Raw genomic sequence first — 10,843 nt, 5'->3', positions numbered from 1 at the left:
CGTAAGCGGTGTCTTGCCGGCACCTTGATCAAATTTCGCCTTTCTAATGTCGATGATTTGACCCTCGGCCGGACGACAACGATCCACCAACTGCTGTCACGAGGAGTACATCCGGTAAATCAGCACCGCGATCAGAGCGGCTACGATTACCATGACAGCTCGTTCCAACCATCGCACGAATCTCGATTTTGACTGATGGCCGGACATCATATTGCCAAGCACATCACCAAGGAATTGCAACAGCTCACCCACAGTCTTCGACCTCGAATTGCGTCCGGAACCTGGGAGTTTGGCGTAGTTTTCGTTTACTTGAGGTTGATGCAATGACGCTTTCTATTGAAAGCAGCCTAGCGCGTTTACTCGGCCGGATATTTCCACGGCAACAACCCATCGGTCCGGTTCTGCGGAAATAATGTTTTCCCCGCACATTGACCAAGCGCGTTTGGGCCGCTCAGAACACTAACGCTGTGACAGACGGCAAGGATGCACCAGAAGCAGATTCCGAGAAATCGGTTAGGTGCGGATGTCCCAAACCGACGCTTTCAGATCAATCCTTTTGTCAATTAATGTCTTTATCGAAGAATGTACGCAAAGGATCACGTCTGGACTTGTAAGCTCACCTTTAACTAGGGCTAGATAGGTTTTTTTCTGGACCGGACCGAGAGGTTCAGCCTGTTTGACAATCCAGGGTATGAACTCTTTTGCACTCTGCTCTGCTTTTTTGCCCTCAGCCATCAGGACGCCAGACTTGAAGAATGTTTTCGTGGCAAGGTCGGCGATCATTTGGTCATCCAACAAAACCCGCGCGGCGTCAGTCAGACAGTTTGGCAAAGTAGATTTGATCACCTTTCCGAGAAGGTCAGGGGAGTTTCGTGCCAACTGTAGGTAATGGTTGGAAAAATCGTTGTCCGTTGTCTTCGAAGGAAGTGTCGAATACGCTCCGAAGATACCAGTGATCGCGACTAAGGTAATGGCGGCAGCGAATATTAAACGCATGAAGTCACCCAGTTCTTTCCTTGGAACCTATGAGGAAAGGATGAAGAGACGCCTAAAAGAGGATCTACAAGAGATATCCATTGAGTTTCGATGACCGCTTAAACCCGACACCAGACTTCAGCCGAGTGTTCGCTCCGAATAATTCCACGGCATCAGTTCGTGAACCCGGTTCTGCTTGTGGCCGTTTACTATGGCGGTGAGCGTGGCGGTCAAATAGGCCAGTGGATCGACCGAATTGAGCTTACAGGTCTCGATGAGCGATGCGATGGCCGCCCAGTTCTCGGCTCCTGCGTCATGCCCCGCAAAGAGTGCGTTCTTGCGATTTAGGGCTATCGGCCTGATGGTTCGCTCGACGGTGTTGTTGTCGATCTCGATGCGCCCATCGGTCAGGAAGAGCTTCAGACCATCCCAGTATTTGGCGATGTAGGCCAAGGCTTCGCCGAGCGGGGATTTTGCCGCGACACGGGCTCTGTTATGCGTGAGCCAAAGCTGCATGGCGGCGACGAGCGGTGCAGACCGTTCCTTCCGTCCGGTCACGCGAGCCTCCGGATCAAAACCGCGCAATTCGGTCTCTATCCGATACAGCTCGCCGATCCGTTTGACGCCGTCCTCGGCAATGGGTGCTGTTCCGTTACGGGTGATCTCCACCAGCTTGCGACGAGCGTGCGCCCAGCAATAGGCAAGCCGGATGTCCGGGCCAACGCGCTCAGGCGCGATCAGTCTGTTGTATCCGGCATAACCATCGACCTGCAGGATGCCGGAAAAGCCCTGCAATATCCGTTCGGCATGGATGCCTCCGCGACCGGGCGCGTAGGTGAAGGCAACACCTGGCGGATCACCGCCGCCCCATGGGCGATCATCCCGTGCCAACGCCCAGAAGTATCCGGTCTTGGTTTTGCGAGAGCCTGGATCAAGAACCGGAGCACGCGTCTCGTCCATGAACAATTTGGTTGAGCGCTTCAGCTCAGTGATCAGCGCATCGAAGATGGGACGCAGCTCATAGGCTGCTCGACCGACCCAGTCGGCAAGCGTGGACCGGTCGAGATCGACGCCCTGGCGGCTCATGATCTGCGCTTGCCGATAGAGGGGTAGATGATCGGCATATTTAGAGACCAGAACATGGGCGACGGTCGCTTCCGTCGGCAACCCTGCCTGGATCAACCTTGCCGGAGCCGAAGCCTGAACAACGCCGTCGGTGCAGGCACGGCAGGCATATTTGGGACGGCGCGTGACCAAGACTCGGAATTGCGCCGGTATGACATCGAGGCGTTCGGAGACATCCTCCCCGATGCAATGCAGGCAACCGCCACAGGCGCAGATCAGGCTTGCTGGCTCGATCACCTCTTCCACTCGGGGAAGATGTTTTGGAAGAGAGCCACGATTGGTCGTGCGTGACTTGGTCGTCCTAGTTCCAGCAGGAGTGTCCGCCTCGTCCTCGGCATGGATCGCGGCCATCGCCGTTTCCAGGTCCTCCAATGCCAGATCGAACTGGTCGGGATCGGTCTTCTCGGATTTGCGCCCAAATGCTGCCTGCTTGAAGGCTGCGACCAGCTTCTCAAGCCGTTCGATCCGCTCGTCCTTGCGAGCGATATGCTCGTCCTTACTTGCTATCGCGACGTCCTTGGCCGTCTCGCGTGCCTGGGCTGGATCAGCATCGCCTTCAGGGCAGCAACATCATCGGGAAGATCGGCGGCGTTCAGCATGGCTGGAACCTACCAAATTCTGTGCCGATTTGCCTTCGGAATCTGTTGTCCTGAGTCATCTTGCCGCAGCTATTCGATGGTCTCCGGCGTTCTCGTCCTGACGGCATGAACCCGCCGCCAATCCAGGCCCGCAAACAGGGCCTCAAACTGGGCATGGGTCAACGTCATCAATCCATCCTTGATACCGGGCCATGTGAACGTGTGCTCTTCCAGCCGTTTGTAGGCCATGACGATCCCGGAGCCATCCCAGTAGATCAGCTTCAACCGGTCCGCCTTGCGGGACCGGAACACGAAGACCGTTCCCGTAAACGGGTCCTTGTGCAGCTCGTTCTTCACCAGCGCCGCCAATCCGTCATGCCCCTTACGGAAGTCTACGGGTTTGGTCGCCACCATGATCCGGACGCGGTTCGAGGGGAAGATCATATCGCCGCCGCCAGTGCACGCGCGATGGCAGCAATCCGGGTAACAGAGGCACCTTCTTCAAGACGGATCGTGACCGGGCCGACAACAATCTTGGGGCGGCAAACTGGTTTGACGCTCGGCGGCTCCGGCGCGGGCGTCTCGACAACCGTGGCCGCGAATTCGACTGCGTCTTCCGGCTCAGGCAAAACCAGCTTTCCCTCTCGTGCCAGTGTTCGCCAGGTCGATAGGTGGTTGGCCTTCAGCCCGTGGCGGGCCGCGACCTCATTCACCGTCACACCTGGTCGCAAACTCTCCGACACTATCCGTGCCTTGACCTCATCTGACCATTGACGATGCGCCTCACGTCCGCTCCGCCGCGTCGTGAGAACCTCCAATGTAGTGTCCATGGAGAAACTCCTTATCGCTCGTCCATGAAAACTCGATCACAGATCAGGCGGTAGTGAGCAACGTGGGGGTGGAACATCGGTTACCAACCATCTCATTCGGGACAGCCTCAAGGGTCGGAAAGGCTGCGACTTCGCCGCTCGTCTGATGAATGAACTGTTGCAAAGCCGGTGTGGTCTGATCGCTCCAGGTTTTTGTACGGACTGCGTCGCCAACAGCTGCCTTGGCATCCGTAACGGTCACTCCCGGCTTCACATATTTTCCAAGAGCCGTTTCGACTTGTGCCGATGCGGCTTTGTACGCCTCGAGGTAATTCACATCCGGGGTCCGGTTCAGCGCAAATGCGGTCGGGACCAGGCCGATGAGGATAAGCATAATCAGCCCCATCCCCTTTTGGCCGTCGTTGGAGCCATGGGCGAAGCTGACACCGGTGCAAGTGAATATCAGCAGTCCGCGGATCCAGAGCGGCGGCGGGGCATTTGACGTAGGCTCCTGGTAAAGGGCCTGGTTGCGCACAAACACCTTCATCGCCAGAAGAAGCAGGGCAGCAAAACCAAAGCCGATGAGCGGTGACAGAAGCAGCGACAGACCGATATTGCTGGCTTGCGACCAGTCGACGCCGCTTGTTGCGGTGCCTGCCGGGGCCAGGAATTGATTGGCGAGACCGACGCCGATAATGGAACCAATCAGCGTATGCGAGCTGGACGATGGCAAGCCAAGATACCAGGTGCCGAGGTTCCAGATGATCGCGGCACTCAGCAGGGCGAACACCATAGCAAGCCCGGATCCTGAGCCAACCTGCAGGATAAGCTCGACTGGTAGCAGTGCCAGAATGCCGAAAGCGACCGCGCCGCTTGACGTTAGAACCCCAAGGAAATTGAAAATACCCGACCAGATCACCGCGAACTCCGCCGGCATCGAGCGCGTATAGATCACGGTGGCAACTGCATTGGCCGTATCATGAAAGCCATTCACGAATTCGAAGCCCAGCGCGATCAAAAGCGCGAGTCCAAGGAGAAGCCACGGAACCGCAGCAGCGGTGGTGAGGTCTTGAGCCAACGCATAGCCCACATAAGCGAGCCCACCAAGGATGACGATTGCGAGGACGGGGATGAACCATTTCCCCGCACCGGAATTTTCGAGGGGGTGAGGAACCGGCTCGGTTCGTAGCTTTCCTGCGCTGAGATCGACCATTGGCTTGCTCCAGATGCGTTTCCATTTTGGTAGGACTCTGGAATGAACCTTTCATGACAGTGACGTAGCAATGCCGCCCACTGAGAGAACCCATAGCTACATTGCCCGAAAAATAAGGTGCGCTGCGCGGAAATGCGTGCACGGGATTTATAGCTGGTGGAACTGGTGTACGGCAGAAACCGCATCTTGATCGCCACGGCCATCTTTTCCAGATGCCATTTGTCGGCAATCCTCCCTCTCGAGCGCAGCTGGATGACCGGGCATAGTCCCGGCCGAAATTGCCAGCGACGCTTCGAAGGCCCGCTTTCAAAGCGGGCCTTGGTCAATCAGGGCTTGGTATCGTCGGAAGGCACTGACTCATCCGAAGGAGCGGCCTCGTCAGTGGCAGGTTCGTCCGGCCCCTTGATCTGCTGGTCGTTGACGCTGACTGAGCCGTCGCTGGCAACTGCCACGTCCCAGCGCTGCGCGCCATCCGGATCGGCCTTGGCAAAGCCCTTGATCATCATCAGTCCGAACGACACCTGGGTCATATCCGGGTTGGTCTTTGCCAGTTCCTGCACGGCCGCGATCGTCTTGTCGTAGTCGCGCGCCACGATCGATGCGTTCACCTTGTAGTCCGTCTGCGTGCTGACGAGGCCTTCCATCTCCCCGGATACCTCGACGTCATAGACGCTAGACTTGGCGCTGACCTTCGGAAAATCAACCTTCAGGATACCGCCCGGGAAGAGCTTTTCGGCAGCCTGTTGCCCCGCCGTCTCGCTGTCGCCGGTCGACTCGGTGAAATCCACCTTCATGAACTCGTCGCCGAGGGCTGCGAAATTCATGCCTGGGACGCCGAACTGGATATCGAGCGCCTGCGGCAGGAAGGCGGTGTAACCGGCAGGAACCAGCACGCTGTCGAGCGTCACGTCGACGGCATCCATAGCCACGCCGATGCGCGTTGCGTTACTCGGCCCATCGACCGTGAAGTGATAGCCGAAGGACTTGGCACCACCGCTGCCGACAGCGCTGGTGACGCCGAAGTTGTTCAGCCTGATGGTTTCCTCGAGCGAGCTCAGCAGCGGAAATGCATTGTCGAGCATGCCCTTGAACTTGGTCTCGCTCTCCTTGGTAAGATGCTCCTGCTCGACGTGATCGAGCACGAACAGGACCATTTCCTTCAAGTCCTTGGCTGCAACGCCATTAACCTTGGCATCAAAATCTACGCTGTCTGCCGAAATCTGGATCGGCGGCATTTCCTTGCCGCTGATCTGCTCCGCAAAGGTACTGAACTTGCCGTTGGCAGCAAAATCGAGGCGGCCGGCAGTGGCGCTTTCGGCAGAGTTCAACTTGTAGATCATGTCGCCGAAGCTGGCATTGACCACTTCGGTATCGGTGGCCGAGGTGAATTTCAGTTCCTTGGCGCTGAAATCACCGGAGCGGAAATAGCTGATTGCCGGGTCGAAGACCGAGTTAAACACCATGTGGGCAACCGAATAGGTGAAGTCCGAGCGCGTCTTGTCAGGACCGGTGAAATGGCCGGTAACATTGAGGTTATTTTTGCCTTCGAGATCCCAGAGCCCGCTGTCCTGCGGTGTCGCGAACATTTTGAAGGGCGTCAGGCCCTTGATGTCGAAATCCTCTTTCTTAACCTTCGCCAGCAGTTTGGCGAAGTCATAGACGATCTCGTAGCGCGACCCGGCCGGTGTGACCGTAACAGGGGCACTCTTGGCGAGATCCTTGGGCAGCAGATGATTGAGATTGTCACGGATGTCGTTGGCACCGTCCTGGCTGATATCCGCCGCGGATGCCCCCGTGGTCAAAGCTATAATAATGGTGCTCGTCGCCGTGATAAGCCTGTGACGCATCTCGATAAATCTCCCTAGGCAGCCTGAAGGCGCGCATGTGAGATTGCCGCATACCCGATGTCAAGCCTGCAAAGCGTTTGATGCGAAAGCTTCTGAAAGGGACAGTGGCATTCGTCATGTGTGATGATCACTGACAAGCTGATCCAAATCACGGTTTGAATGAGCTGCCGCCGAAAAATATCCTCACAGGCCGGCGTAAAACTTGATGATAAAATTCATCTTATCTTGATTTGATGCTTCGCCAGTGCTAGCAGCGTTCTCATGGAAAGTGCAAAACACCCTGAAATCCTTGAGACCTTTATGGGCGTTCGCTCTCGTCTGACGCGCGTCATCTATCGCCGCGTCCACTGCCCGGCCACCACTGCCGACCTCCTTCAGGATACTTTTCTGCGCTTTTGGGAACGTCCTGGCCTGTTACGTGATGTTGTCGACTTGGCAGCCTATTTCATGATTACCGGCCGCAATCTTGCGCTTGATCACGAACGCCGCCGGAAGATCGCGCCCTTTGTCGATGGGATCGAAGGCCTCGAATCTATTTGTGATCCAGCACCATCTGCGGAAGCAGCTACCATCAGCCGTCAGGAATTGCTCCGCGTTCAGGCCGCACTTGAACGCATGCCTGCCCGCGCGCAGCAGGTTTTTGTGCTCGCGCGTATTCACGGCCTGACATATGTCGAGATCGGCGAACGACTCGGAATATCGCCAAAGACGGTCTTCGGTCATATGGTGGTGGCGCTCGATCGGCTGCGTGTGGAGATCAACGGCGAGCGCTGAAGTCGTGCGGCGACCGAGAATGAGGCGGCGGATGCAGGATTTTTCACTTCAGGAACACTGTCCCGACAATGACCGAGAGATTTCGCGTTGCGCAGCCGAGTGGTTCGCGCTGCTTCTCGATGAGAGCGCGACACCAATCGACCGTGCCAATTTTAGGGTTTGGCTCGAACAAAGCCCGGCCCATGCGAAGGCCTATGCCGAGTTGGAACGCTTGTGGCTTGGAGCATCGGCCTTGCCAGAGGTATCCGACCCTACCTCTCTCAAACGGCGAAAAATCCTCAAGTCAGGCGGAGCGCTTGTTATCCTGACAGCCGCTGGGCTTAGCACGAATGCATATCTCAGGCAGCAAGCAGATTATCGGACCGGCGTCGGAGAGACCGCGCGCTTCACTTTGCCAGACGGATCGATTGCCGAACTGTCGACAGGCAGCGCCATATCGTTAAATTTCACGGCGGACCAACGACAAGTCATTTTGCAGGAGGGCGAAGCGTTTTTCACCGTCCTCTCAGACGCTGCTCGACCGTTCTCTGTTGATTGTAGGGACCTTAGAGCTACGGCGCTTGGCACTCAGTTTTCTGTGGGCATACATGAGGAAGGTATCGTCGTCGCTGTTGCAGAACACACGGTAAAGGTCTCTTCGTCGAGCCAGGAGCGGGTAGTCCGGGAGGGCCAGTCCGTGCTCTTCGCGAATGACAAACTGTCAGCACCATCACAGATGGATATTGAAACGAAACTTTCGTGGCGAGGCGGAAAGCTCGTTTTCATCTCGGCTCCATTCGAGGACGTCGTTGCTACCCTTTCAAAGTGGCGGTACGGCAAGATGATTGTCATGGACAGGGCTCTGGCCCGTCGACCGATCAGTATCATCGTGGACGTGCGCAGGGCTGGGCGAATATTGGAAAGTCTGGAGAACGGCCTGCCTATCCGCATTGCGAGCTACTCACCTTTGCTGACGTTGATCTATCCGCAATAAAAAAATGGAAAATCGACCAAGGTTTTTTCGAAGCTGAAGCGTCCCCTGTTTAGAAGCCCGAAAATGCTCGGGTATTGGTCCGTTTGCAGGGGGCAAAACGAGTGACACAGAAAAACCAAGTCGGCGGCGTTTGCATCAGGCTGTACCGTATCATGTTGCTGGCGGCCTGCGCCAGTTTCACCGCAGTCGTCGTGTCAACGGGAGCAGGTGCTCAGACTGCCAAGAGCTACGAGTTTGCGATCTCCGGTCAGCCTCTGTCGGCTGCGCTGGTGCGCTTCTCATCGGTGACCGGTATCGATGTCGCTTTTGACGGCCCTCTGCCGGCGAATCTGCGCAGCGTTGGTACAGCGGGAAATCTCTCGGCCGAGGGCGCGCTGAGACGCCTTCTCGCGGGCACGGGCCTGACCTACCGATTTACGACCGCAAATACGGTCCTTCTGGTCAACCCGCAAAACTCTCCGTCAAGCGGCAGTGCGACTGGCGAGACAATCCTTGAGCCGATCGTTGTGCAGGGCGAGAACGCTCGTGGGCCTGTAGACGGGTTTATCGCTACACAAAGTGCCACAGCGACCAAGACCGGCACCTCACTTAAAAACACTCCACAGGCTGTCAATGTTGTAACGAAAGACCAGATCGCTGCTCAAGGTTCGGCCACGCTGACCCAGGCGCTTCGCTACACGCCAGGCGTCATCAGCCAATATGGCGACGATTCCCGCTATGACTGGTTTACGATACGTGGGTTTCGCCCGAGCCGATATTTGGATGGCCTGCGCCTGCCGTTTGGATCTCGCGGCTATGCCCAGCCACGCGTCGAGCCATTCAGCCTCGAGCGCGCCGAAGTCCTCAAGGGTCCAGCATCGGTCCTCTACGGCCAAGGCGATCCCGGTGGTCTGATCAATATGGTATCAAAAAGGCCAAGCGCAACCGCTCTCAATGAAGTGGAGATGCAGTTCGGCACCGATAAGCGTCTACAGACAGCGTTCGATCTCGGCGGCGGTGCTGGTGACGATGACCGTTTTCTCTATCGCATCGTCGGCGTCGGCCGGTTAACCGATACCCAATATGACTATGTGCGCGAGAAGAAGGGATACATTGCGCCTTCATTCACCTTCAAGCCGGATGAGGGAACATCGCTGACGTTCTACGGGAGCTATCAGCATATTGACTCTCCCGGCGGCGGGGGAGCGCCGGCGCTTCCCGCGAATGGCACACTTTATACCGGCATATATCCAGAACTGCCGCGCGGTGCGTTTCCGGGCGAACCCGGCTACGACCACTACAAGAGCGACCAGGCATCTGTGGGTTACGAGTTCGAACATGAGGTCGATGACACCTGGACAATCAGACAGAACCTTCGCTACTCCTATATCGGCACAGATACGCAGCGTGTTCAGCCCTATTGCCCGACGGTCTGCGACCCGACCGCCTTCTATCGCTACGCTTGGGCCTTTCCCGAGAGCGCTCGGGCGGTTACCGTGGACAATCAAGCCATCGGAAAGTTCCAAACGGGCGGTGTTGCTCATACCGCATTGTTCGGCCTCGACTATTCCTACGAGAGCAGCCGGTACGAAGAGTCGGCGCTTTCTCCAATATTCACTCCGTTCAATGGTCTTGATCCGGTCTACGGTGCGACCCCGATCGCGCGCCCGCCGATCGCAACCCGGATCGATCAGAACCGTAGCCAAATTGGTCTCTATACTCAGGATCAAATGGAGTGGAACAATTATGTGTTCTCTCTCGGTGGCCGTTACGATTGGGCAAATACCGATACATTGACCCGGTCAAGTACTGGCCGCCAGCTCGACCAGAGAGATGCCAAGTTTACTTGGCGTGCCGGCGTCGTCTATAATTTTGACAACGGTCTCTCTCCATATGCTGGTTACTCAACATCGTTTAGTCCGGCGGGGACTGATGCTAGTGGCAACGTCTTCAAGCCGACCACCGGTGAGCAGTTCGAGGTCGGTGTCAAATATCAGCCAGACGGAAGCAACAGCTTTGTTACTCTTTCCGCTTACAATCTGACACAAGACAATGTTCTAACCCCAGATCCTAATAATACGAACAGAAGCATCCAGACGGGTCAGGTCAGAATGCGCGGCGTCGAGCTTGAAGGCAAAGCGGAGCTTACAGACGCGGTCTCAGTCTTGGCATCTTACGCATACACCGACAGCGAGATTGTCGCCGACACTCGCAACCAAGGCAATCGCTTTGCCTTTGTCCCACAGCACCAAGCATCGCTTTGGCTAGACTACACACTGCAGACATCAACCAGCTGGGATGGCCTGAGCTTCGGCGGTGGCGCGCGTTATACCGGCCAGACCTTCGGCGACAACGCCAACAAGTTCGACATCCCCTCTTATACGGTATTCGATGCCGCCGTCCGCTACGATTTCGGCAAGGCAGACCCGAAACTGGAAGGTTTGAAAGCGTCGCTGAATGTGGGCAACCTGTTAGACCGCAAATATGTCTCAACCTGCATTGCAGCCACGGGATGCTACTGGGGCGAGGGTCGCACCGTCTACGCTACTCTCAAATACAGCTGGTAGGAT

At 56.6% G+C, this 10,843-nt stretch carries 8 protein-coding genes and 2 pseudogenes; 4 read left to right on the top strand and 6 right to left on the bottom strand.

All coding sequences use genetic code 11. From position 1 onward, the window contains the following. A partial coding sequence (locus tag DSM25558_RS29140) for a hypothetical protein (protein ID WP_210189143.1) occupies window positions 1-192 on the top strand: 192 nt, incomplete at its 5' end. Between the two features lie 321 nt (window positions 193-513). On the opposite strand, the gene DSM25558_RS25375 is transcribed toward DSM25558_RS29140, so the two are convergent. The 6 genes and pseudogenes from DSM25558_RS25375 to DSM25558_RS25350 form a co-directional block, all read right to left on the bottom strand. Further along, window positions 514-996, bottom strand: a complete 483-nt coding sequence (locus DSM25558_RS25375; RefSeq protein ID WP_077107407.1) for a hypothetical protein — start codon at window positions 994-996, stop codon at window positions 514-516. Window positions 997-1,113: 117 nt separating this feature from the next. Beyond that, window positions 1,114-2,699, bottom strand: a pseudogene (locus DSM25558_RS25370) (IS66 family transposase). Window positions 2,700-2,768: 69 nt separating this feature from the next. Continuing rightward, window positions 2,769-3,122 carry an IS66 family insertion sequence element accessory protein TnpB gene (gene tnpB / locus DSM25558_RS25365; RefSeq protein ID WP_077105602.1) on the bottom strand — a complete coding sequence of 118 codons (354 nt, stop codon included), beginning with the start codon at window positions 3,120-3,122 and terminating at the stop codon, window positions 2,769-2,771. Continuing rightward, entirely contained in the window at window positions 3,119-3,508 is a 390-nt protein-coding gene (locus DSM25558_RS25360; protein WP_077107406.1) for an IS66-like element accessory protein TnpA, read from the bottom strand. The genes tnpB and DSM25558_RS25360 overlap by 4 nt, the downstream gene beginning before the upstream one ends. Window positions 3,509-3,587: 79 nt before the next feature. Next, a pseudogene (locus tag DSM25558_RS25355) lies at window positions 3,588-4,700 on the bottom strand (inorganic phosphate transporter); the annotation flags it as partial. A 326-nt stretch (window positions 4,701-5,026) separates the two neighbouring features. Then, window positions 5,027-6,547 carry a hypothetical protein gene (locus DSM25558_RS25350; RefSeq protein ID WP_077107405.1) on the bottom strand — a complete coding sequence of 507 codons (1,521 nt, stop codon included), beginning with the start codon at window positions 6,545-6,547 and terminating at the stop codon, window positions 5,027-5,029. Between the two features lie 261 nt (window positions 6,548-6,808). Here DSM25558_RS25350 and DSM25558_RS25345 point away from each other — a divergent pair, with 261 nt between their 5' ends. From DSM25558_RS25345 to DSM25558_RS25335, 3 genes are all read left to right on the top strand, one after another. Then, entirely contained in the window at window positions 6,809-7,321 is a 513-nt protein-coding gene (locus DSM25558_RS25345) for an RNA polymerase sigma factor (RefSeq protein ID WP_077107404.1), read from the top strand. Window positions 7,322-7,352: 31 nt separating this feature from the next. Then, a complete protein-coding gene (locus DSM25558_RS25340) occupies window positions 7,353-8,294 on the top strand; it encodes a FecR family protein (protein ID WP_077107403.1) in 942 nt (313 codons plus the stop codon). Between the two features lie 101 nt (window positions 8,295-8,395). Further along, window positions 8,396-10,840, top strand: a complete 2,445-nt coding sequence (locus DSM25558_RS25335; RefSeq protein ID WP_244554309.1) for a TonB-dependent siderophore receptor — start codon at window positions 8,396-8,398, stop codon at window positions 10,838-10,840. Window positions 10,841-10,843: the final 3 nt, after the last annotated feature.

This window comes from Agrobacterium sp. DSM 25558, from assembly GCF_900100825.1.
In the GTDB taxonomy this organism is placed as follows: Bacteria; Pseudomonadota; Alphaproteobacteria; order Rhizobiales; family Rhizobiaceae; genus Agrobacterium.
The sequence above is the reverse complement of the archived record's forward strand: the minus strand, read 5'-3'. Positions and strand labels throughout refer to the sequence as shown.

What these genes read in the sequence shown, in the direction of transcription:
- tnpB (WP_077105602.1), bottom strand. Translation starts at nt 3,122, where the DNA reads ATGATCTTCCCCTCGAACCGCGTCCGGATCATGGTGGCGACCAAACCC.
- DSM25558_RS25360 (WP_077107406.1), bottom strand. Translation starts at nt 3,508, where the DNA reads ATGGACACTACATTGGAGGTTCTCACGACGCGGCGGAGCGGACGTGAG.
- DSM25558_RS25375 (WP_077107407.1), bottom strand. Translation starts at nt 996, where the DNA reads ATGCGTTTAATATTCGCTGCCGCCATTACCTTAGTCGCGATCACTGGT.
- DSM25558_RS25350 (WP_077107405.1), bottom strand. Translation starts at nt 6,547, where the DNA reads ATGCGTCACAGGCTTATCACGGCGACGAGCACCATTATTATAGCTTTG.
- DSM25558_RS25340 (WP_077107403.1), top strand. Translation starts at nt 7,353, where the DNA reads ATGCAGGATTTTTCACTTCAGGAACACTGTCCCGACAATGACCGAGAG.
- DSM25558_RS25345 (WP_077107404.1), top strand. Translation starts at nt 6,809, where the DNA reads ATGGAAAGTGCAAAACACCCTGAAATCCTTGAGACCTTTATGGGCGTT.